At 37.1% G+C, this 24104-nt stretch carries 23 protein-coding genes and 1 pseudogene; 22 read left to right on the forward strand and 2 right to left on the reverse strand.

Features of this window, described 5'->3' with window-relative positions; genetic code table 11:
- Positions 1 to 175 (reverse strand): annotated as a pseudogene (locus tag FTV17_RS13985) (muconate cycloisomerase); the annotation flags it as partial.
- A 114-nt stretch (positions 176 to 289) separates the two neighbouring features.
- Between FTV17_RS13985 and FTV17_RS13990 the strand changes: the two are divergent.
- From FTV17_RS13990 to FTV17_RS14010, 5 genes are all read left to right on the forward strand, one after another.
- On the forward strand, positions 290 to 1180 hold the full coding sequence (locus FTV17_RS13990; protein ID WP_180000386.1) for a LysR family transcriptional regulator: 891 nt from the start codon (positions 290 to 292) through the stop codon (positions 1178 to 1180).
- Between the two features lie 168 nt (positions 1181 to 1348).
- Positions 1349 to 2695, forward strand: coding sequence for an MFS transporter (locus FTV17_RS13995; RefSeq protein WP_180000388.1), 1347 nt, complete (start codon positions 1349 to 1351; stop codon positions 2693 to 2695).
- Positions 2696 to 2731: 36 nt separating this feature from the next.
- On the forward strand, positions 2732 to 3724 hold the full coding sequence (locus tag FTV17_RS14000) for an AraC family transcriptional regulator (RefSeq protein ID WP_180000390.1): 993 nt from the start codon (positions 2732 to 2734) through the stop codon (positions 3722 to 3724).
- A gap of 88 nt (positions 3725 to 3812) precedes the next feature.
- Positions 3813 to 4928 (forward strand): NAD/NADP-dependent octopine/nopaline dehydrogenase family protein, encoded by a 1116-nt coding sequence (locus FTV17_RS14005; protein ID WP_180000392.1) that lies wholly within the window; start codon positions 3813 to 3815, stop codon positions 4926 to 4928.
- Positions 4919 to 5905, forward strand: coding sequence for a 3-hydroxybutyryl-CoA dehydrogenase (locus tag FTV17_RS14010; RefSeq protein WP_180000419.1), 987 nt, complete (start codon positions 4919 to 4921; stop codon positions 5903 to 5905). Before FTV17_RS14005 ends, FTV17_RS14010 begins: the two co-directional genes overlap by 10 nt.
- A 30-nt stretch (positions 5906 to 5935) precedes the next feature.
- Here FTV17_RS14010 and FTV17_RS14015 read toward each other — a convergent pair whose 3' ends face one another.
- Complete coding sequence (locus FTV17_RS14015; protein WP_092767678.1) at positions 5936 to 6403, reverse strand: MarR family winged helix-turn-helix transcriptional regulator; 468 nt, start codon at positions 6401 to 6403, stop codon at positions 5936 to 5938.
- Between the two features lie 138 nt (positions 6404 to 6541).
- On the opposite strand from FTV17_RS14015, the gene FTV17_RS14020 reads away from it, so the two are divergent.
- The 17 genes from FTV17_RS14020 (at position 6542) to FTV17_RS14100 (ending at position 23427) form a co-directional block, all read left to right on the forward strand.
- A complete protein-coding gene (locus FTV17_RS14020) occupies positions 6542 to 7675 on the forward strand; it encodes an amidase (protein ID WP_180000394.1) in 1134 nt (377 codons plus the stop codon).
- Positions 7672 to 8829: an acyl-CoA dehydrogenase family protein gene (locus FTV17_RS14025; RefSeq protein ID WP_180000396.1), complete on the forward strand. Its 1158-nt coding sequence runs from the start codon at positions 7672 to 7674 to the stop codon at positions 8827 to 8829. The genes FTV17_RS14020 and FTV17_RS14025 overlap by 4 nt, the downstream gene beginning before the upstream one ends.
- Positions 8830 to 8853: 24 nt before the next feature.
- Positions 8854 to 9213, forward strand: coding sequence for a hypothetical protein (locus FTV17_RS14030; protein WP_035266405.1), 360 nt, complete (start codon positions 8854 to 8856; stop codon positions 9211 to 9213).
- Positions 9214 to 9223: 10 nt separating this feature from the next.
- A complete protein-coding gene (locus FTV17_RS14035) occupies positions 9224 to 9760 on the forward strand; it encodes a nuclear transport factor 2 family protein (protein ID WP_180000398.1) in 537 nt (178 codons plus the stop codon).
- Positions 9761 to 9790: 30 nt separating this feature from the next.
- Positions 9791 to 11068: a Rieske 2Fe-2S domain-containing protein gene (locus tag FTV17_RS14040; RefSeq protein ID WP_035266339.1), complete on the forward strand. Its 1278-nt coding sequence runs from the start codon at positions 9791 to 9793 to the stop codon at positions 11066 to 11068.
- Positions 11069 to 11078: 10 nt separating this feature from the next.
- Positions 11079 to 11564, forward strand: coding sequence for an aromatic-ring-hydroxylating dioxygenase subunit beta (locus FTV17_RS14045; RefSeq protein ID WP_035266341.1), 486 nt, complete (start codon positions 11079 to 11081; stop codon positions 11562 to 11564).
- Between the two features lie 9 nt (positions 11565 to 11573).
- The gene (locus tag FTV17_RS14050; protein WP_035266343.1) at positions 11574 to 12311 is read left to right on the forward strand and encodes an SDR family NAD(P)-dependent oxidoreductase; all 738 of its coding nucleotides are present in this window, start codon (positions 11574 to 11576) and stop codon (positions 12309 to 12311) included.
- Positions 12312 to 12340: 29 nt separating this feature from the next.
- Positions 12341 to 13294 carry a PDR/VanB family oxidoreductase gene (locus FTV17_RS14055; RefSeq protein ID WP_180000400.1) on the forward strand — a complete coding sequence of 318 codons (954 nt, stop codon included), beginning with the start codon at positions 12341 to 12343 and terminating at the stop codon, positions 13292 to 13294.
- Positions 13295 to 13343: 49 nt separating this feature from the next.
- Positions 13344 to 14312 carry a p-hydroxyphenylacetate 3-hydroxylase reductase component gene (locus FTV17_RS14060; protein WP_180000402.1) on the forward strand — a complete coding sequence of 323 codons (969 nt, stop codon included), beginning with the start codon at positions 13344 to 13346 and terminating at the stop codon, positions 14310 to 14312.
- Between the two features lie 229 nt (positions 14313 to 14541).
- Positions 14542 to 15777: an OprD family outer membrane porin gene (locus FTV17_RS14065; RefSeq protein WP_180000404.1), complete on the forward strand. Its 1236-nt coding sequence runs from the start codon at positions 14542 to 14544 to the stop codon at positions 15775 to 15777.
- Between the two features lie 35 nt (positions 15778 to 15812).
- Positions 15813 to 16955: an ABC transporter substrate-binding protein gene (locus FTV17_RS14070; RefSeq protein ID WP_180000406.1), complete on the forward strand. Its 1143-nt coding sequence runs from the start codon at positions 15813 to 15815 to the stop codon at positions 16953 to 16955.
- 88 nt (positions 16956 to 17043) lie between these two features.
- Positions 17044 to 18081: a branched-chain amino acid ABC transporter permease gene (locus FTV17_RS14075; RefSeq protein ID WP_035266350.1), complete on the forward strand. Its 1038-nt coding sequence runs from the start codon at positions 17044 to 17046 to the stop codon at positions 18079 to 18081.
- On the forward strand, positions 18078 to 19880 hold the full coding sequence (locus FTV17_RS14080) for an ATP-binding cassette domain-containing protein (protein WP_180000408.1): 1803 nt from the start codon (positions 18078 to 18080) through the stop codon (positions 19878 to 19880). Before FTV17_RS14075 ends, FTV17_RS14080 begins: the two co-directional genes overlap by 4 nt.
- Positions 19877 to 20650 (forward strand): ABC transporter ATP-binding protein, encoded by a 774-nt coding sequence (locus FTV17_RS14085; protein ID WP_180000411.1) that lies wholly within the window; start codon positions 19877 to 19879, stop codon positions 20648 to 20650. The genes FTV17_RS14080 and FTV17_RS14085 overlap by 4 nt, the downstream gene beginning before the upstream one ends.
- A gap of 38 nt (positions 20651 to 20688) precedes the next feature.
- Positions 20689 to 21690, forward strand: coding sequence for a ketopantoate reductase family protein (locus FTV17_RS14090; RefSeq protein ID WP_180000413.1), 1002 nt, complete (start codon positions 20689 to 20691; stop codon positions 21688 to 21690).
- Positions 21680 to 22423: a class II aldolase/adducin family protein gene (locus FTV17_RS14095; RefSeq protein ID WP_257219959.1), complete on the forward strand. Its 744-nt coding sequence runs from the start codon at positions 21680 to 21682 to the stop codon at positions 22421 to 22423. Before FTV17_RS14090 ends, FTV17_RS14095 begins: the two co-directional genes overlap by 11 nt.
- A 17-nt stretch (positions 22424 to 22440) precedes the next feature.
- Positions 22441 to 23427 (forward strand): TauD/TfdA family dioxygenase, encoded by a 987-nt coding sequence (locus tag FTV17_RS14100; RefSeq protein WP_180000417.1) that lies wholly within the window; start codon positions 22441 to 22443, stop codon positions 23425 to 23427.
- Positions 23428 to 24104: the final 677 nt, after the last annotated feature.

Genomic DNA, 24104 nt, shown 5'->3' on the forward strand with positions numbered 1-24104 from the left:
TTTCTTCACCATAGCCTAAGCCACCGATGGTGGTCGCTTCGCCCCAACCAATGAAACCATCCGAAGTTTCGATTTTAATGAGGACTAAGGTTTGAGTTTGCATCGTTGCGACCGCCATCTTGTGTGGGCGAATCGTTGGGATTTCAACGAGCAAGGTTTCAATATTTTTGTACATGCAGCAATATATTCCATTAATATATGATACATACCTTATTTGAAATAAAGTGTTGAAAATAGGGGTTAAGTAGTATATTAAAATACTAAAAAAGTATGGATTGAGGAAATTTCAATGGAATTGAGAACATTAAAGTATTTTGCCACGGTGGTTGAAGAAAAAAGCATTACAAAAGCTGCTGAAAAGTTATGTATCGCACAACCACCACTTACACGACAAATCAAAAACTTAGAGTCAGAGTTAGGTGTCGTATTATTTGAAAGAGGCATGAGACCGATTAAAACAACTGAAGTTGGAGAATTTTTTTACCAATATGCTGTACAGATACTGACCTTAACAGCACATGCTAAATCGATGGTAAATCGATATAAAGTGACAGATACAACGGTACGAATTGGATATGTTGGTTCGCTTTTTTATTGGAAATTACCTGAGATCATTGATTATTTAAGAAAGCATATTGCAAATGTAAAAGTTGAATTAGTGGAATGCGGAACCAGGGACCAGGTAGAGGCTTTGAAATTGGGAAAAATTGATATTGGGTTTGGTCGATTAGGAATTAGTGATCCTTCAATAAAAAGAATAGTGATCGAAAGAGAGCAACTTTTTTTAGCAGTGCACAAAGATCATACATTAGTGACCCAAAATGTTAAGGAAGTACATTTATCACAATTGGTCAACGAACATATTTATATATATCCAAATACTCCTAAACCAAACTTCTCAACTTTTGTTCAGGGAATATTCTCTGAACTTGACTTAATTCCCCAAAATCTGATCGAGACGAGAGAAATCCATATGGCATTGGGGATGGTGTCATCTGGTGAGGGGGGGTGTATTATTCCAAAGAGTGCATGCTCTATAGGTATGAAAAATTTGAAATTTATACCAATTTTAGATAATGAGGCTGAAAGTCCAATTACAGTTGCTTATAGAAGTATCGATAATAATGAATACATCAAACAAATATTAGATTATTTAGACGAATTGAAGAGCATGAACTAATTTTTTTAGATTAGATTAATATAAAATATCTATTTATATGTAATATTTAATGGAAAAATAAATAGAATAATAGTGTTAAAAATGATATTTATTTTATAAATCAGCATAAATTGGCATGGATTTGTCATAGGGATAGCGCTGATCTATAAAATATTTAGGATGATTTCGATGGAAAAAATTTCCGATTTAAAGAGCAATGATGCAAAAAAAAGGGATATTTATGCTTGGTATGTTGTAATACTTTGCATGGTTGCATATATATTTTCTTTTATCGATCGTCAAATTTTGGCTTTGATGATTGAACCGATAAAAGCAGATTTGAATTTAACAGACACGCAATTCAGTCTACTCCATGGACTAGCTTTTTCTTTATTTTATGCATTCATGGGTCTGCCGCTGGCTTATATCGCAGATCGATTCTCAAGACCAAAATTAATTGCTGCCGGGATTGTATTTTGGAGCATTGCAACAGCTTTATGTGGTTTAAGTAAGAACTTTATCCAGTTGTTTTTGAGCAGAATGGGAGTAGGAATTGGTGAAGCAGCTTTGTCACCTGCAGCCTATTCAATGTTTAGTGATATGTTTGCAAAAGATAAATTGGGTCGAGCTGTCGCTATTTATTCGATTGGTTCTTTTGTTGGTGGGGGAATCGCATTCTTAGTAGGTGGTTTTGTCATTGGATTACTCAAGGACATGTCTCTTATCGCTGTACCCTTATTTGGAATGTTAAAGGCATGGCAAGTGGCGTTTATTTTAGTAGGTTTACCAGGAGTCATTATTGGCATATTGGTACTTTTAACTGTTAAAGATCCTAAGCGTAAAGGGCAAATGGTCGATGCGCAGGGGAACGTGGTAAAAGTAAAGCTTAGTGATACTTTTAAATTTTTGAAAAAGCATAAAAAAACATTTACATGTCATTATTTAGGATTTACTTTTTATGCCATGGCATTGTTTTGCTTAATTAGCTGGACACCTGCATTTTACATACGACATTATAATATGACAGCTACTGAAGTGGGCTATATGTTGGGTGCCGTGTTACTGATTTCAAATACTTTAGGTGTATTTGCGGCTGGTTGGATGAATGATTATTTTATTCAAAAAGGCAGAAAAGATTCGCCTATGTTTGTGGGTGTGATTGGAATCGTAGGTCTGATTATTCCAATGATTTTGTTTTCACAAGTTAATGAATTATGGCTATCAGTTACATTGTTGGTTGTTGCAATGTTTTTCGCTTCTTTCCCAATGCCGATCTCAACAACAGCAATGCAAATGCTTTCGCCAAATCAATTACGTGCCCAAATCTCATCTATCTTTTTACTCATCAGTAATTTGATTGCTTTAGGTATTGGTACCACATTAGTGGCTTTAATTACGGATCGTATTTTTGAAAATCCTTTAATGGTCGGTTCATCGATATCTATCGTTGGTGCAATATCATGCGTATTGTGCTTTGTATTATTGAAAGTGGGTTGTAAAGCCTTCGAAAATAGTTTGCAAGTTGAGTCTAAATAAATCATGTCTGAATAAAATAATGAGGGTACACCTATCATGTATTTATCGAATCTGAAACTTTTAAAGAAATTCAACTTATTGTCTTCAAAAGATTATTTTCAGATTAAAGATGTGATAGGACAATACTTGTGCCCTCATCAATTTGAAGTATTGAATGATGAATCTTTAGAAGTAAAATTAAGTGGGTTTTCATTTGGTCAAGTTGCACTATTTGAATTAAGTTACAATGCTCCAGTTCAAATTAGTTTTGGTGCTGAGTGTCAAAGTTATCTGTTTAGATTTAATTTGGAAGGGGAATGTAAAGTCAAATATGATCATTCAACTTATCAACAACGTCCTGGATTACTTACAGTTTCTCATCCTCATTTTGAAAATAGAATTGAACTCCAAGCCAAATGTAGAAATATTATATTAAAAATTGATCATGAGTTGATCAATACTGTTTTATATCGCTTATTGGGATATATACCTCAGAAAAATCTTATTTTCGATAGTGGCATTTCCTATACATCTGAAGAAAGAATTTCAATTTTAGAAACACTGAACTACTTATGCTTTGCATATTCAAATATTGAAAACTGGTGGCAAATTTCTGATAGCTTTAGTTCATATTTGACTGAGTTATTATTGATCAAAATTCCACATAATTTCAGTGAAAGAATCGCAGATAAAAAAAATCAACTCATCCCAAGTTATATCAAAAATGCAGCTCATTTGATTGAGCAACATTATATGGAAGCAATCTCGATTGAGGAAGTTGCAAGGCTTGTAAAAGTCTCGGTAAGAACGCTTCAAAAGGGATTTAATACCTATTTCAACCAAACGCCTCTCAGTTTCATGACATCAATCAAATTGGACCGAGTTCATCAAGAACTTAAACACACTCAGGTTGATCAGCCTATAATTGATATCTTCAATGCTCATGGTGTAAGAAGCTTTGGACACTTTACTCGGCTTTATAAAAAACGTTATGGATGCACGCCTTCAGAAACCGTGAAACAAAACAAATTAATAGAAATAAATTCGTAATTCGAATAGCAGTACCGCTTTTTGACGCGAGCAAAAAGAAGAATCTTTCCTACTATCACAATACACAATAAATATGTAAGGGAAGAAAATGAAAATCACGGTTCTTGGCGGTGGACATGGATGTTATGCATCAGCAGTGGAGATGGCGGAAAAAAATCACGAAGTTAAATTATGGCGAAGAGATCGAGATTCACTAAAAGAATTAGCGAAATATGGTGAGCTTACTGTAAAAGACTTTCGTGGCACTAGAACAGTATCTGTTGGGGATGAACATCAAAAAATCCAACTTGAAACTGATTTATCCAAAGCTATTGAAAACGCTGAATTGATTATTATTCCTTTACCCGCAACAAGCCATGAAGATTTATCGATTGAAATAGCACCCTACTTAACATCTGGTCAAGTCGTATTTTTACCCCCAGGTACTTTTGGAACATACCTATTTGCTCAAGCAATGCTTAAAGTTGGGAATAAGTCTGACGTGGCTTTTGCTGAAACGGGTACGTTGCCATATTTAGTAAGAAAACATAGTCCGAATTCTATCGTGATTAGTGTATATGCGACGCGATTGCCTACTGGGGTCTATCCAGCAAAATTAAAAGATCATGCAGTTAGAATATTAAAGCAAGCTTATGACAGTATCGAGCCTATAGAGGATGCTTTGAGTGGAGCTTTAATGAATGCAGGACCCATTATTCATCCTCCATTAATTATGCTCAATGCTGCACCTTTAGAACACTTTGATGTATGGGATATTCATAATGAAGGTACTCAGCCGTCAGTGAGAAGAGTAACGAGCTTATTAGATCAAGAGCGAATGAATATTCGTGAAGCATTAGGATACTCGAAACAGCATTTCCCACTCGCAGATCACTATAACAAAGAGGGTGAAGGAGATGAGTGGATGTATGGTAGGGGGGCACATGGTAAGTTGACTGACAGTGGCGATTGGCGCGAGAAAATAGATTTACATTCACATCGGTATATGCTCGAAGACACACGATTAGGCCTGTCATTTATTGTATCGGTTGGTAAGTATGTTGGGGTCAAAACACCGACTGCTGAAGGACTTCTGAATATCGCATCAGCAATTACTGGTAGGGATTTGTATAGTGAGGGTCGCACTCTTGAAAATTTAAGGTTATTTGATTTAACACAGCAACAATTAAAACACCTGTTGAACTCCGGAGAGCAATCTGCATGATTAAAAATATTATTATTGTAGGTGCAGGCAGAATGGGTAATGCGATTGCGATCGCATTCGCATATGCAGGAATTGAGATTGCACTTGTAGACGTAAAAGATCGAAACCCAGCAGAAAAAAATGAATTTCTGCAAAAATGGAATGACAGCCTCGACCAAGAGTTGCATCTCTTAGAACATATCGGGATGTTAGTGAATGATCAATATAAAGTATTAAAAGAAAGAATTCATTTCTATTTCAAAGATAATCAAACTATCGATTGGAAAAATTGTGAATTAATTATTGAAGGTGTACCTGAAATAATGACTCATAAACAACACTGTTTTCGGTGGTTGGAACCCTTAATTTCTAAAAACTGTATTGTGGCATCAACGACTTCGACCTTTTTGGTCACTGATATAGCAAAATTAATTTCTCATCCAGAACGTATTGTTAATGCGCATTGGCTTAATCCTGGATATTTAATGCCTTTAGTTGAGCTAAGCCGATCTGAGCATACTGCTGATATAGCAGTAGAAAAACTAAAAACATTACTTGAGGCAATTGGTAAAGTCCCTGTGATTTGTAATGCAGTTGCTGGATACATTGTTCCAAGAATTCAAGCATTGGCAATGAATGAAGCAGCGAGAATGGTTGAAGAAAACGTAGCAAGTGCTGAGGATATTGATAAAGCGATTCGTACAGGTTTTGGTTTGCGTTTTTCAGTGTTAGGTATGCTAGAGTTTATCGATTGGGGGGGAGGAGATATTTTGTATCATGCTTCTGAGTATTTGAGAGAAGAACTTGGTGAGCGTTACAAAGCCCCTGATATTATCAAAAAAAATATGAGGGAAAATAGAAATGGTATTAGAGAACTATCAGGTTTTTACAAATATGAAAGCATGGATATTTATCAATATAAACTAAATGTCATATCAAAATTCGCTGAAAATTTGCGATTTAATAAGCTTATTCCACAATATGAAATTATGAAATAAGCGTTAGTAGGTAAAAAGATTTTAGTCTTTTTACCTATTTGGCATTAAATTGAATATTTTCTTTAATTGTAAATTTAGTGACTCAAGTTCTTGTTCATCAAAAGAATTTAATATACCAGCTAAAGTAACACGATTGATCTGATTAATTTCATCCACAAGACCATATCCTTTTTCAGTGAGCTTCACCATAGAAATCCTTTCATCATGAGGGGATGAGAAAACTTCAACTATACCTTCTTCGACTAATCTATAGATTGCCTTAGTTGCAGTTGTTAATTTGATTGTTGCTAAATTTGCTATTTCAGTGATATTGGCTTCACCGAGAGCATTTGTGCTCAAAATGATTTTTCTTTTTGTATTATCGAGGCCGATTTTTTTTAAAGATTTATCAATCAATTGGGAATACTTACCATTAACTTGAGATATCCAAAAAAATGGGAAATTTTCCAAACTTTTGGGATCGTTATTTGGCAAATAATTTTCAAAATTTTTTAACATGAGCAGCAATTAAACTTAAAAAAATATAATTGATTATACAAGAAAAAAGACAAAGATTATTTTATTTCAAAATAACTTGACAAATACATTAATTTTTCAGATATTGATGTTGAGTATAAAAATACATGGAAAAGTGAATTGAATATTATATCTAGAAGTCTCTCTTTAGGAGATGGAAAAATTCGAGTCGTGGTTAAAGACTCAATTGATATACAAAATGAAGTGACGACACTTGGAACTCAGGCGCGCGTTGAAGCATGCCCTGCAAACTCACACGCTGAAATTATAAAAAATATACTCAACAGTGATTGCAAAATTATTGGAAAAACTCATCTTCATGAACTTGCATTCGGTATAACTGGAGTAAACAAAAACTTCGGAACACCATTAAATGTTAAGTATCCGAAGCTTATTCCTGGAGGTTCTTCCAGTGGTTCGGCTGCAGCTGTTGCGGCGGGTCTAGCAGACTTCAGTATTGGTACAGATACAGGTGGCTCTATTCGTATGCCAGCCGCTTGCTGTGGAGTGTATGGTTTAAAACCTTCATTTGGGCGTGTTAGCCGTGTTGGGGTTTGGCCAAAAGATACCACTTTAGACTGTGTTGGGCCATTCGCATCAGATATCAATAATCTGATTCTTGCTATGCAAATCATTGATCCTACTTTTAAACAAATCCAAATTGATCAACAGCAGATTCAATTAGGAATATTGCGTGTCGAAGCGGAATCTGAAATTTGGCATGTATTAGATGCTGAGTTAACAAAAATTGATTTACCTCAAAAAAATCTAGTCATAAACAATATTGATGAAGCATATCAAGCAGGCATGTCAATCATTAATTATGAAACTTGGGGTGCATATCATGATCTTACTCAAACTGGACTTCTAGCCAATGATGTTCAGCAGCGTTTATTAAAAGCATCTGAAACCACTCAAAAAGATGTTGAAAATGCTGAATTAATCAGAACTGAATTCACAGAGCAGATCAATGATTTACTCAACAATGTTGATGTTTTGATACTGCCGACACTACCTCAATTTCCACCTAAATTAGACGAAGCTGAAAATACTGTTGCTTTCCTCAATTTAACTAAGCTCGTGCGACCATTCAATCTATCGGGCCATCCAGCGCTTACGATTCCATATGAAACATCAAATGGCTTACCTGTTGGTATGCAATTAATTGCTAAGCATGGTGAAGATGAAAAATTGTGTGCTATTGCACAACACATTGTCGATATTACGAAGCATTCACAAGGAGGTGGCAAATGAGCAATTTAGCCAAAGATCAAACAGAGAGCTTGATTGATCTTGAAGAATTATGTCAAGAGATTAGACAGCGAGCGTGTTCAGGTGAATTTGACGAACAAGCATATGTGAGTCAAGACATTATTCAAAAACTGAAATCAATTGGGGTATATCGTGCTTTAGTTCCTAAACGTTTCGGTGGTGATGAGGTTTCACCGCGTACGTTTTGTGAACTTATTGAAAGGCTCTCTAAAGCAGATGGATCAGTAGGTTGGGTTGCAAGTTTTGGTATGAGCCCAGCTTATCTTGGGAGTTTACCTGAAGAGACACTTTCTGAACTTTATAAAAAAGGTCCAGATATCGTTTTTGCTGGTGGAATTTTTCCACCGCAAGCTGCTCAAGTGACTGATGAGGGTTTAGTTGTAAAAGGCCGTTGGAAATTCTCAAGTGGTTGTAAAGGTGCAGATATCGTTGGTGTAGGCATTGCCCCGATCAAAGATAATGAATCTCATGGTTTACCACGTATGGCTGTTTTACCAGCGCATAAAGCTAAAATTGAAATGACGTGGGATACAGTAGGTTTAAAAGGCACAGGTAGTCACGATCTCATTGTCGATAATGTACTAGTACCTGAGCACTGGACTTTTGTTCGGGGTGAGCCATCTAAACTCAGCGAACCATTTTTCAAATATCCATCTCTCTCTTTGGCGACACAAGTTCTCACTGTAGTCGGAATCGGCGTAGCCTCGGCGTCATTGGAAGAATTTAGAAAATTAGCTCCAGGTAAGTCGTCGATTACTGGAGGTGCAGAAATTGCTAATCGACCTATCACTCAGTACGAATTTGCGAAAGCTGAAGCTGAGTTCCTAGCTGCAAGAACATGGTTCTACAACACCATGGATATTGTATGGGAAGAAGTACTCAACGGACGAAAACCTGAACCACATTTAATTAGTGATATGCGTCTATCTTGTACACATGCGGCAAGAGTCTGTGCAAAGGTCACCCGCAAAATGCAAATGTTAGCTGGCATGACTGCCATTTATACCAACCATCCATTTAGTCGCTTTGTGAATGACACGAATGTCGTTACACAGCATGCATTTATGGGTGATGCAACTTTACAAAATGCTGGTGCGATGAGCTTTGGGCTTAATCCGACACCTGGATATTTATAAATGACCGAAAAGAAGGAAATCGAAATGGAAGCTAAAAAATCATTACGCGTATTGTTCTGTATGGGGATTAACCAAAACTTCTTTGATGCAGAGCCAGCAGAAGCAAAAGCAGTATGGGCAGCATTTGGTGAAATGTGGAATGGTATCCATGATTTACCTGGCGTTCATGTATACGGCAACTTAGATGATGATCAAAGCATGGTAGGTGCAAGTACGGGTTGGCCTTGGACAACCTATTTATTGGCTGATGTACCTGATATTGAAACAGTTCATGCTGCATGTAATTTATTCCGTACGACTGTGGTCGGAGAAGGTCCATATAAACTTTGGAAGTATTGCAAAGTTGAAGCAAGAGTTGGTCGTGAATTAATTATTCAACGATAAGGATATCGATATGGTCGACTCTAATGAACTCAAAAGCATTCTTCAACGTCTTCAACAGTTGGAAGCGCAGAATCAAATTCGTAATTGCCTAAATCGCTATATGGAAATTTGTGATGAACTTAATCAAAACACAAATTTAGAAGCGCTGATGGATTTATTTGATCTTGAGTGTATTTGGGAGGGAGTGGGCAAAAAATACGCCCAATCATTTGGTCGGCTTGAGTCTTGGCAGGCGGTATATGACATGTTTAAAACATACACGCTGAAGGACTCGCATTTTGTTATGAATGCACACTTTGTGAATTCTGAACAAATTTATATTGATGGTGATGTGGCTGTTGGGCACTGGTTGATGTTGCAAACATCTACTTTCAAAACGGGTGCAAGCCACTTGAATGCAGCCAAACTGACAATCCGTTTTAAGCAACAAAATAATGGCATTTGGAAAATCAAACATTTCCAAACAGAAAATATTTTCAGTCGACCAGTAACGCATTGGACCAGTGATGATGAGTTACCAGTACCGCAATCAAATTTAGTCGGTTGAGTTGCATAAGCAGTTATAAGGGAATACATGATGAATAGTGCAATACCAGTTCAAAATATTGAAATTGATTACAATGAATTAGTTCAAAGTGACCGAGTGCATACCTCTTTATATAAAGATGCACAAATCTTTGAAGATGAAATGGAAAAAATTTTCTACAGCACTTGGGTTTGGGTTGCTCATGCAAGTGAAATTCCAGATGCTGGTAGTTATAAAACGATTAATATTGGTAAACAACCTGTAGTTGCTGTACGAGATCGTAAGAAAAAAGTCCACGTTTTACTCAACCGCTGTCGCCATCGTGCTGCTACAGTTTGTGAGCATAAAAAAGGCAAAACAAATAGCTTTGTATGTCCATATCATGGTTGGAGTTACGCTTTAGATGGTACATTGCGTGGTGTTCCTTCACCTGAAAGTTATGGCGAATGTTTAGATAAATCTGAATTTCCACTGATCAGCCTACGTGTAGAAGAATATAACGGCATGATCTTTGCGACCTTCAAAGACGATATCGAGCCATTAGAAGACTTTTTAGGTGCCGCGAAAAAGTGGATTGATCTATTCATGAAGCAAGGCGCAGGTTATCCAGTCAAAGTATTAGGTGAACATCGTTTTACATTCCCAGGTAACTGGAAAATTCAGTTGGAAAATACAACTGACGCGTATCATTTCCCCTTAGTTCATAAATCATTCTTAAGTTCTGTGGACGAAAAAACAGAAGAGCTTTTCAACTTTGAAAACCAACCAGGCTATGTTGAAGATCTAGGAAATGGTCACAGCGTGATGGTGATGATTCCAGAACTGGTAGATCTTGATGAAGAGTTGATGGAGCGACCAATTCAAGAGCGTTTTGAAGAACTTGCCCAAGCGCTACGTGAAGAAGGTCATGAGGAACTTGAAGTTCGTCGAATTTGCCGTGCTGTCGGTGGTTCGGGCTTTAACTTAAATATTTTCCCTAACATTGCATGTTCTATGGCGTTCTTCCGTGTAATGCAACCATTAGCGGTAGATAAAACTGAAATTCACCACTCAGTGATTACGATGGATGGTGGACCACAAATTGCCAACCAATATCGCCTACGTCTACATGAACATTTCCAAGGTCCTTTCGGTTTTGGTACGCCAGATGATGCGGAAGCTTGGGAGCGTGTACAGCATGGTGCAAATGCGGGCAATGATCTTTGGATCATGTTGAACCGTGGTTTACCAGGAGAAGTCAAAACTGAAGATGGTCTGAAGAGTGACGTGAGTGCTGAAACAGGCATGCGTGGCGCTTACCAACAATGGAAAAAGTTGATGACGGCTTAAGGGGAAGAGCATGAAAATTAATTTAAATCTTTTGAACGAAGTAACAGCATTCATTTGGGCTGAAGCTGACATGTTAGATCATTCAGAGTATCAAGCATGGTTAAGTTTATGGAATGAAAATGGCAAATACATCATTCCAATTGACCCATCATTGACAGATTACGAAAACCATTTGAACTATGCATATGACAATCACCACATGCGTCAATTACGTGTAGAGCGTTTAGAAAATGGTGAAGCAATCTCGACAGCTCCTAAGGCCAATACTGTTCGAAGCTTGTCACGTGTGCGAATTATTGAAGAAACTGATCACAAGATAATTTTACGCTGCGCACAAAATTTAAGAGAGTTCCGAAAAGAGAATTTGCGTCATTACACTGCTGATGTGATTTATGAGCTAGTACGTCAAGAGAATGGCGAACTCAAAATAGACCGTAAAATTATCAATCTAGTCAATTCGACAGATACCTTAGCTGGTATCAGTTACATTCTATAGGAGGTGACCATGTCACATGTTGTTTTGGTTACTGGTGCTGCCTCTGGTTTAGGTAATGTGATTGCTGAATATTTTGCTAAACAAGGGCATCAAGTTATTTTAACTGCAAGTACCTTAGAAAAAGCGGAAAGCGCTAAAGCTGCTAGTCAATATCCATCGCAGATGTATCCCTTAAAACTGGATATATCAGTAGAGCAGGACTTTAGAGATGCAGTGAGTTGGATTGAAACTCATTTCAACAAGTTGGATGTTTTAATCAATAACGCCACAGTAACTAAAGCAACTCCTGTCCTTGAAATCACTGCGAGTGATTTTGATTGGGTGACACAAGTCAACCAACGAGGAACCTTTCAGTCATGTCAAATTATTGGTCAATATATGGCATCTAAAGGCTTTGGTCGAATTATCAACATGGCTTCGTTGGCTGGTCAGAATGGTGGTACTGCAACAGGAGCACATTATGCAGCGTCAAAAGGTGCAATCGTAACTTTGACTAAAATTTTTGCAAAAGAATTTGCCGCTAAAGGTGTGACGGTAAATGCCGTAGCACCAGGACCAATGGAGTCTCCAATAGTACACAGCGTTGTTTCAGATGAAAAAATGGAAGCGTTTATCAATAATATTCCTGTTAAGGCTTTAGGCAGTATGAGTTTTATTGCTGAAACTTGTGCTTTGTTAGCATCCCCACAAGCAGCTTTTGTGACAGGAGCAACATGGGATATTAACGGAGGACTATTTATGCGCTAAGCATTTGCTTAGTCATAAAGGGGAACACTATGAACGAAAAATACTCCGTAATAGTAAATAAAAGATTAGTAGAAGCGGAAAATGTTGTTGTCTTAGATTTAATTTCAGCAACTGAGTCTCCATTACCTGAAATCGAAGCTGGATCACATATCGATCTATTCCTGCCTAATGGGCTAATCCGTCAGTATTCTCTATGTCAAGATCCTAGTTTAAAAGGTGTTTTTCGATTAGGGATCTTAAAAGACGAAGCATCAAGAGGGGGATCACTGTCGGCGTTTAATGACATCTCTGAAGGGATGCAACTACAAGTCAGCCATCCTAAAAATTTGTTCCCATTGTTAGATGCATCTCACAGTGTTTTAGTTGGTGGTGGTATTGGGATTACACCGTTAATTACCATGGCTTATGATTTATTGAATAACAATAAGTCATTTGAATTGCATTATTGTGCAGCTTCCAAACAAACTGCTGCATTTGTAGATGAAATCAAGCAAGGTCCCTTAGCGAGTTATACAACTTTCCATTTTAAAGATGATGGTGCAAATCATCGTGAATTTTTTGATCACGCAATGAAAGATATTGCCAAAGATTCACATTTATATACCTGTGGTCCTAATGGATTTATGGATTGGATTATTAATCTTGCTGAGTCTAAGGGTTTTAGTTCCGATCAATTACATAAAGAATATTTTCAGGTAGATATTGATTTAGGTGGCGCTAGTTTTGAAGTTGTTGCACAACAAAGTGGTAAAACGATTCAAGTAGCTCCAGAGGAAACTATTCTGCAAGCTTTAGCGCGAGAAGGGATTAAAGTCGAGTTATCGTGCGAACAGGGCGTTTGTGGAACGTGTATGTGTGATGTGCTTGAAGGCGAACCCGATCATCGAGACGTTTACTTTACTGACGAAGAAAAAGAAAGTAATGAGCAGATTTTAGTGTGTTGTTCTCGATCAAAAACACCGAGATTAGTTTTAGATATTTAATAGTTGAATTGCCATCATGGAAGGTCATTTTGGGGTTCAGGAGAAGGGAATGAATAGTTATCAAAAATCGGAAGAGCGAGCTCAAGCTATTGATCCGATGAAATTCAGAAGAGCACTCGGTAATTTTGCTACTGGGGTTACCATTATTACAGCGCAAAATGCGCAAGGTGAAAAAGTTGGCGTAACTGCTAATAGCTTTAACTCAGTTTCTTTAGATCCACCTTTAATCTTGTGGAGTATTGATAAAAAATCGACCAGTTTTGACGTTTTTAAAAATGCTAGTCATTTTGCAGTCAATATTTTATCTGGATCTCAAATTGAGTTATCGAACAAATTTGCTAAACGTAATATCGATAAATTTGAAGGTGCAAACTACCGTTTAGGTGTAGGTGATGCTCCAGTTCTTGAAAATTGCTCTGCTGTATTTGAATGTGAATTATTTCAAATTGTAGAGGGTGGGGATCATTGGATTATTATTGGAAAGGTGGTTAATTTTCAAGATGAAGGTCGTAGTCCATTAGTTTATCACCAAGGTGCGTACTCTGCAGTAACACCGCATCCAATGCTAAGAATTAAAGACTCGAATCCAGTCCAAACTGATGAGTTAGGTCAATTATATCAAGGTAATTTATATAATAATGTTGCCTATTTGATGAGTCGTGCATTCAAGTTTTATCAAAATGACTACATCCCAAAGCAACTGGTTACAGGCTTTAGAACGAGTGAAGCTCGAATGCTTCTAGTGTTAGGTAGTGGTGCAAGTTCTTGTAAAGATGATTTGCCACGTGATATTGCAATGCCTATACGAGAAATTGAAAGAGCGGCAGAAATTCTAAAAAAAGATGAGCTTCTTGTAGAAACTGATGAATTCTACCAATTGACAGATAAAGGTAAAAAAACTGCACATTATTTATTTGATATAGCTGATGAGCATCAAAATGAAGTATTTGAAAAATACAGCGATCAAGAAAAGAATACCTTTATCACCATTCTAAAAGATATTGCGGGTATTCATTAAACCTAATTGGGCTAAATGTTAGATCATTTGGCCTTTTTTTCAATCTATGAAGATTTAAAAGGGATTTAATTATTAATTAAGGTATATAAATATACTTAAAAGAAAATTGAATTTTCTATGGAATTGGAAAAGAATTGAATTGATTATATGAAATTTTCATAAAAATCATCAGAAAAATATAAACACGGATACGTTGTAAAAAAAGCAGTAAAAACAAAGGAGAAGTTGAGTGAAAAAGCTACCTACGTTGGCATTATTAGCAATATGTTGTAATACGGCAGTATATGCAGATTTAGTTAAAGATAGTCAAACGACAATAAACTTAAGAAATTTTTTTATTGATCGAAATAACACAACACAGCCTGATGTTGGTAGTTGGTCACAAGCATTAGGTCTAAAGTTTAGTTCAGGTTATACTAATACACCCGTTCAGGTGGGTTTTGACGTGACTTCAAGTTACGCACTAAGATTATCAAATCATAATGCTGAAAGGTCTGATTCGATCTTACCATTTGATCCCATAAAAAATGAGCAAGAACGTAGTTATAATAAATTTGGTGCAACCTTAAAGCTGAAATATAAAGATTCTGAGCTATTAGTTGGGGAACTTTCGCCAAGAACACCTGTTGCATTTATTGATGATTCACGTCAGTTGGTGACAACATATGCTGGTGCGGCATTTGAAACGAAAGCGATTCAAAATTTAAAATTTTCAGCTGGAAGAATCACTCATATTAACGCGCGTAATGATGATGAGTTTGAAAAACTAAGCTTGTTTGCACCAGGTAAAGCAAGAATAGAAAGTAATGGTTTAAGTTATGTTGGTTTAGACTATAATTTTAGCCCTAAAATTTCAGGCTCTTACTGGTTTGGTCAGCTCGAAGATATTTATAACCAACATTATTTAAATGCAGCATATAACACTCAAATTGGCGATTCTAAAATCAAATTAGATGCACGTTATTTCCATAACAGTGAAGCTGGTGACAAATACTATGGAAACATAGATAGCAAAACATTTGGCGTTCAGGCCATCATTCAAAATGGCTCACATAGTTTTACTGCAGGTGTTCAAAAAAATTCCGGGGATACCAATTTTCCAACATTTGATGGATTCGCTCCTCAACCTTTCCTACATACTTGGTCAACTTTAGGTTTCATCAAACCTGAAGAACTTACTTATCATGCACTTTATTCTTATGACTTTAAAAATGTTGGTTTGCCGGGTTTAAGAACGACTTTGCGTTATTTATATGGCACGAACATAGAGCGCAATGGCCTACCAGATAATAAAGAGACTGAAGCTAATTTCATTGTCGGCTATACCGTTCCAGAAGGATCTTTTAAAGGGTTGGGTATAGAATGGAGGTATATCGACACGACTACTAAATATGGTGCAGGAACAACCAATGGTAATGATTTTGTTGAAAATCGAATCATCACTACATATAGCTATAAATTCTAATTACATACACAGTTAATGGACAAACTGGAGATTATATGATGTTTAAAAAATTATTATTATCAACGAGCTTAATCGCCATAGCCACTTATGCTCAAGCTGATATCACGATTGGAGTTGTGACATCATCATCTGGACCTGTAGCAATGGTAGGTATACCACAAAAAAATACAATTGCGTTATTACCTAAAAAAATTGGTAATGAAAATGTTCGATATATTTCTCTTGATGATGCGAGTGATCCTACAGCATCTGTCAAAGCTGTCGAAAAACTGATTAAAGAAAACAAAGTTGATGCAATTATTGGTCCTTCTGGTTCACCAAATGCTTCTGCAGTGATAGGGACAATTGCTAAAGCGAAAGTACCTCTTCTTGCACCGGTTGGAACTTCTACGATAGTCATGCCAATGAATGACCAAAAAAAATGGGTGTTTAAGACCACTCAGAATGATGAAATCATCGCAGAAGCGCTTGTGCAAGATATGGTGAAGCGAAAAATTACAACTCTAGGATTTATCGGTACTGCTGATCCGTATGGAGAAAACTGGGGAAAAGTCTTAGCGAATTTAGCAAAGAAAAATGGGATTAAAATCGTTGCTCAAGAATCATTTCAACGTCAAGACACATCTCTAACAGGTCAAGCGTTAAAACTCATAAGTAAAAAACCACAGGCAATTCTAGTTGCAGCACCAGGCAGTTCAGCAGTTCCTCCACAAACTGCTTTATATGATCGAGGCTATCGAGGGCAAATTTATCAAACGCATGGTGCGGCTTTAGATCAATATTTAAAAATGGGTGGCAAGAAAGTAGAAAATACGATTTTAGCTGCCAGTTTAATGCTTGTTTTAAATGAAGTATCTAATACACATCCTTCTAAGAAAATTGCTACTAAATATATCAATGATTATAAAGCAAAATATAAACAAACACCTGCAACCTTCGGGGCAAATGTGTATGACGCAGGTATTTTGCTTGAAAATGCTGTACCGACTGCTTTGAAAAAAGCAAAGCCTGGCACGGTGCAATTCCGTGAAGCTCTGCGTGATGCATTGGAATCTACAAAAGAAGTCGCAGGAACTCAAGGCGTGTATAACATGAGCCCATCTGATCATAGTGGATTTGACAAGCGTGGGCGTGAAATGATCATTGTTAAAAATGGTCAGTGGAAACTACTGAAGTAAATTTAGCTTTTCATCATAAATGAACTCAGAGCGATATGCATATGTCGCTCTAGGTAAATTCATCCTCAAAAAAGGGTAGGAAGATGTTATGGATTTAAATATCGCGTTAATTTTGGGGCAGGATGGTATTACCAGTGGTGCTATTTATGCATTATTAGCGCTTTGTATCATTTTAGTTTTTACTGTCACTCGGATATTACTCATTCCATTGGGTGAATTTGCTGTATTTGGTGCACTAACTTTGGCATCCATACAAGCAGGTATTCCAAGCTTAATAGTTTGGTTAGTCGTTGCCTTTTTTATTGTCAATACAAGTCTGGATTTATACGCTAAATTTTTTAAAAATCAGATATTTAATATCAAAATTTTTATTGCATCACTAATTTATATTTCTTTGATCGTTATCGCGATGTACACACTACCTTTAGCGACGCTTCCAATGCCAATTCAAGTTTTATTGACTTTGGCTGTGATTACACCGCTTGGTCCTCAAATGTATCGCACTTTTTTTCAACCTTTAGTGGCAGCCAAACCTTTAGTTTTATTGATCGTGTCGATAGCGGTTCATGTGGCATTAGTCGGTTTAGGACTCGTGATATTCGGTCCAAATGGTGCTCAAACACAACCGTTTAGTGACAAAAGCTTTGAAATTGGGACTCTTGTTTTAAGCAGTCAAACTTTGATCATTATCGTTTCATTCTTTGTGATGATTTTAGTGCTTTGGTATTTCTTTGAAAAAACACTCTATGGTAAGGCTTTGCATGCAACCGCTGTCAATCGAGTCGGTGCACAGCTCATGGGTATTTCTCCAATCTTTGCGGGCAAACTGACTTTTGTTTTAGCTACATTTATCGGAACGTTATCAGGCATTTTAATTGCACCGATCACAACCCTGTATTACGACTCAGGATTTATTTTAAGTCTGAAGGGATTTGTAGGGGCAATCATTGGAGGACTAATCAGCTTCCCAGTCGCAGCAATTGGTGCCGTGATTGTTGGTGTTATTGAGTCTTTCTCCATGTTTTGGGCAAGTGATTACAAAGAAATCATCGTCTTTACATTAATTATTCCTTTCTTACTTTGGAAATCACTCACAACTCGTCATGTTGAGGAGGATGAAGAATGAAATCAAAAACTTATTTCTTAATATTTGCGCTAATTGTATTCATCAGCCCATTTTTTTTACCGACATATCAAGTCACGTTATTGAACTATATTGGTCTAAATGCATTAGCCGTGTTAGGTCTTGTATTGGTGACAGGCGTTGGAGGCATGACTACATTTGGTCAAGCAGCCTTAGTTGGAATTGGCGCATACGCAACTGCTTACTTAACTGTGACTGAACAATTACCAAGTTTCCTCGCATGGACAGGTGGCAATCCTTGGTTTGGACTTCTGCTCGGAATAGTTATCACAGTCGCATCTGCGATTTTGGTGGGTGGCTTAACCCTTAAACTTTCAGGGCATTATCTCCCTTTAGGTACGATCGCTTGGGGCATTTCACTTTATTATTTCTTTTCCACCATTGAAACTTTAGGTGGGCATTCTGGAATCTCGAATATTCCCTCTATTTCTATCGCAGGATTTGCCTTTGATAATGGCAATAAAATGTTCTACCTCATTTGGCTCATTGTATTTATTGCCATTATTTTGACAAAAAATCTTTTAAATTCTCGAGAAGGTCGAGCAATCCGCGCTTTGAAAGGTGGACAAGTAATGGCTGAGTCTATGGGAGTAAATACGTTTAGAGCAAAAATGATCATCTTTGTGATTGCTGCAATTTTTGCATCAATTTCAGGGTGGCTCTATGCACACACGCAAACTTTTATTAACCCGACACCTTTTGGACTCCAAATGGGTATCGACTACTTGTTTATGGCGTTGTTAGGTGGTGTCGGTAGTATTTGGGGGGCAATATTAGGTGCAGGCATATTCACCATGGTACGCCAATGGTTGCAAGATGCTTTGCCTATTATTTTTGGCGGACAAGGTCACTATGAAACAATTGTATTTGGATTAATCATTGTTGTATTGATGCAAAAAGCACCATCAGGGATTTGGTCATTTATTACTAAGTTGATTCCAAATAAATTTAAGCCTGTAGATTTATATCCTTCAATCCACCCCATTCCTCAAATGGACAAAGCAGAAAATCAAATTAACAAGGGTGAATTGATATTAGATGCGAAGAACATCACGAAAAAATTTGGGGGCTTAGTTGCGAACAATGAAATGAACCTGAAAATTCACGCTGGTGAGGTTCTCGCCTTAATTGGTCCGAATGGTGCTGGTAAAAGTACCATGTTCAATCAAATATCAGGTGTAGATGTTCCAACAAGCGGTGAAGTTTTATTTAAAGGTAAAAAAATAAATGGCATACCATCCAGAGAAATTGCCAAATTAGGATTAAGTCGCACATTCCAACACGTAAAAATCTTGCCTGAAATGACAGTATTAGAAAATACAGCCATAGGTGCTCATTTGCGCGGAGAAAAAAGTGTCATCTCATCCATGTTACTTCTTGATCGAGTTGAAGAAAATGAACTTCTCAATGAGGCTAAATCTCAACTAGAACGTGTAGGGCTTGGAGAGTATTTGTATGTCGAAGCTGGCAGTTTAGCACTCGGGCAGCAACGTATTTTAGAAATTGCACGTGCTTTATGTGCGAACCCAAGCTTATTACTACTTGATGAGCCCGCAGCAGGATTAAGATTTAAAGAGAAACAAGCCTTAGCTGAACTTCTATCTAAATTACGTGCTGAAGGTATGGCAATTCTCTTGGTCGAGCATGATATGGACTTTGTCATGAATCTCGCAGACCGAATTGTGGTCATGGAGTTCGGTCAAAAAATTGCTGAAGGATTACCAGAAGAAATTCAAAAAAATGAAGCTGTATTGGAAGCTTATTTAGGAGGTGCTGCATGATCACAATGCTTGGAAATCAAGAGGGCACGCCTCTGCTAGAAGTAAATAATTTGAGTGTTGCTTACGGAAAAGTCGAAGCGCTTTCAAATTTTAATATGCGTGTTAATCAAGGCCAAATTGTTTCTGTTGTTGGTCCAAATGGTGCGGGTAAAACAACTTTATTGTCTGCAATTATGGGGGTGCTGGGTTCTAAAGGAAACGTCGATTTCGATGGGCATGTGGAGCAATGTCCACAGGTTGAGCAAATGGTCATTCGTGGGCTTGGATTAGTGCCTGAAAAACGAGAGTTATTTGGAACAATGTCTATCGAAGACAATCTTATGCTTGGCGCTTTTCAACGCTATCGCCAAAGAGATAAAGAGATTTTCAGCACTTTAGATGAAGTGTATGACATTTTTCCTCGTTTGAAAGAAAGGCGATCACAGCAAGCAGGGACACTTTCAGGTGGTGAAAGACAAATGCTTGCAGTAGGTCGTGCACTCATGGCTAAACCTAAATTGTTGATGCTTGATGAGCCGAGTTTGGGATTAGCGCCACTCATCACCCGAGAAATTTTTAAGGTGATTGACCAATTAAGAGGACATGGCGTGTCTATCTTGTTAGTTGAGCAGAATGCTAGAGCTGCTTTAAAACTTGCAGATTATGCTTATGTCTTAGAAATGGGAGAGCTTTCAATGGAAGGAAAGGGCTCTGATTTAGTTGAAGATCCAAGAATCATCGAAAGTTACTTAGGAATTAATAGTAAGCATCAAGACGTATTAGCTATTTAGAACATAACTACTCATACGCTTTTCAGGGATTTGAATGGATGTCAAAAAAAATTTTGGTATATGGTGCTGGAGCCATAGGCTGTGTAGTTGCTGCTAGATTAACGCTAGCAGGACACCAAGTCACTGTTCTAGCGCGAGGGGAAAAAGTCGAAACGCTAAAGCAAAAAGGGATTCACTTAAAAGATGTACTGGGTGAATTCCAAGTACATCCATCTCGAATTGTGGATAGTGAAGCATGCTTTGAAAAACAGGATTTTATATTTATAGCAACCAAGTTTAACGCTTTATATGAAATTTCAACTCAGCTGAAGCGTTATATGCATAGCGCGACAGTCATCGTGCCGTTAATGAATGGAATACCCTTTTGGTATTTTTACGGTTTAGAGAATAACTCTGAACATTCAAGCATAAATTGTTTAGATCAACAGGGCGTTTTAAATGACCATTTTCCATTAGAACATTTAATTGGCGCTGTCGTATTTATTACAGCGCAAAGTGTCAATGGAAATGAGGTCAAATCAGACAATCCGTATTTGTTGATCTTTGGTGAGCCGAGTCATCAAATGACTGAACGATTACATGCGCTTGTTGAATTGTTTGAAAATACAAGTATCGAAGCACGACCCGTAGAGAACATCCGAGATCAAATTTGGACCAAGGTTATGGCTAACTTGAGCTCCAATCCATTATCGGTTGTGGCTGATGCTCCGCTAAGTAAAATTTATTCTGATCACAATTTAACTCGAATTACGAAACAAATTTTACATGAAGTTCGAGCTGTTGCGGCTTGCTATGGCGCTCGTATCAATATCGACCCAAACACATTTTTAAAATTGGGTTCAGAGATGGGGGAAACATATACATCAATGTGGCATGACTACAAAAATCATCGCCCTTTAGAGTTAGCACCCATTGCAGAGGCTGTATTTGAATTGGCAGATGCTTATGAATGTCCGATGCCGACATCCAAACTTATATATGAATTAACGGTTTATTTAAGCAAACAAACCAGAACAAGGAGTAATGAAGATGAAAAGTAATGTATTGAATGTGTCTGAAGCTGAATGGGCGCTCAGAGTTAAATTAGCGAATTGTTATCACCTTATTGATTATTTTGGTTGGACGGAAACAATTTTTAATCATGTCTCAGCGCGCTTACCAGGAGCTGAACACTATTATTTAGTAAATCCTTTCGGCTTGAACTATACGGAAATCACACCCGAAAACTTATTAAAAGTAGATTTAAACGGTAATAAAGTGATTCATTCTGAATATGATGCCAATCCTGCAGGATTTGCTTTACATAGTGCTGTTCATGGTGCTCGTGATGATATTCGATGTTTAATACATACACATACCACACCAATCAGTGCCATTGCACAAAAGAGAGATGGCTTTAAAAATGACAATTTTTATGGTGCGCAGTTATATGGTCGGGTAGGCTATCACGCCTTTGAAGGTATTACTCTATTCGAAGAAGAAAAACAAAGAATGATCAAAAGTTTAGGTGATCATCACATTCTCGTACTTAGAAATCATGGTGTAGCGGTGGGAGAGAATACGATTGAAAAAGCTTTTTTCCTACTCTGGACAGTTCAACGAGCTGCAGAAATACAATGCCAAGCGGACTCAATGCGTGGTGACGATGTTGAATTAGATCATATCGTAAAACAAAAGTGTGCAGACTTAACTCAAATGTTAATTCAGGAAAGTGCTTTCGCAGATAAGTTTTTTAATGCGATGGTTCGAAAAATGCAGGAAAACAAACACTAATTTAGGGATAGATTGCGATGAATACGATATTAAAAGAGAAAATCAGTCATAAGTCGGCATGGGTGGGCAAAGACCTAAAAAATCAGACAGATTGGATTTATTATTTAAGCGAAGAAATGCTTCATGAATTAAGCCAAAATTTGCAATTGATAGAACAACAAGATCTAGAAATTGATCAATTGAATAACACGCATTTAACGATTAATAATTCACAAGTTTTATCTGAATTTAAAAAATATGCCGATGAGCTTGAGAATGGATATGGTTTCTTTCTATTAAAAGGTTTGGATGTCTCTAAATTTAGTGAACGCCAATTGGCGATTATTTACTATTTAATAGGCATGTATATGGGTCAACCCGTTACCCAAAATCCTAAAGGCGATTTATTGGGTAAAGTTGAAAACGTTGGTGTTCTTAACAACAAATCAACGCGAGTTTATGAAACAAACGCATATCTTCCTTACCACACTGACTTATCTGACGTAGTTGGATTGCTATCAATTAGAAAAGCAATGAGTGGAGGATTGAGTAGTCTCGTCAGTGCTGCCACAGTCTACAATAGAATTTTAGAAAATTATCCTGAATATCTAGGTTATTATTATCATCCGACTTATTGTGATCATCTTGGTGACTCAGAACCAACACTCACGCCTATATTTAGCTTTTATGACAATAAATTAAGTTGTCGATACTTAAGAGCATATATTGAACTAGGACATGAGCGAAAAGGAATCCCTTTATCCAGAGTTCAAGTCGATGCGCTTGATATTTTCGATCAGTACATACAAGATCCTGATCTCAGACTAGATATGATGCTTGAACCGGGTGATATGCAGTTCTGTAATAACTATTGTGTAATGCATTCACGATCATCATTTATAGATGATGAAGACATCTCAAAGCGAAGAAAATTATTAAGATTATGGTTAAAAATGCCTAATGCCCGATCTTTAGCCAAGGATTTCCCAGGTAGAAATGGTATTCAAAAAGTAAATCTTTCATAAAAATGCTCAATATTTGACTACAACCTGACTCGGACTTTTAAGGCCGAGTCTTTTTTTGCGATTACTCAAAAGTTGTAAGACTGAATCTGATTTAGAGATGAGTATAAATAATAATTACGCACTCATCTGATTGATCACCTAAACAATATTCTTTTTTTGTTAACGCGCTATATGGTTCGGCATCATATCTTCAAACAATATTCACACTTTGAATGAGTTAAGTTAAATCAGCTTCTGGAAGTGAGTTTTCCTCATTCAGCAGTCCTGAACGCATTTTAGTAAATTTGAGAGTGATTTCTATTCAAGTTGTTGAGGGAGAATAATCTGCTCTTCAAACGAAAAATGTTGAAAGCCTTGACTTGACAGGGGGTACGTCGTTTATCTTTATTTAATCGGGCATCGGACATGGGTAATCATCATAATGCGGCTTTGGCTTGCAAGAAGTAGACGTTGATTATTTTTTCTACCTTTGATTAGTTTAATCATTATTGACTCTCAGTTGAGAAAAAAGAACTCGAACAGATGTTCGAGTTCTTTTTCTAAAATAAACGTAAGCGTCCGCTGAACACACCTTATGAATTCATCCTATAAGCCTTAATTTAGTCCCCACTTAAAAACAAGTGGGGACTAAAATTTATGACTACAAATCACCAGACATCCATCGCATCTCTTGCGAA

It is taken from the genome of Acinetobacter sp. YH12239 (assembly GCF_013417635.1).
Lineage (GTDB): Bacteria > Pseudomonadota > Gammaproteobacteria > Pseudomonadales > Moraxellaceae > Acinetobacter.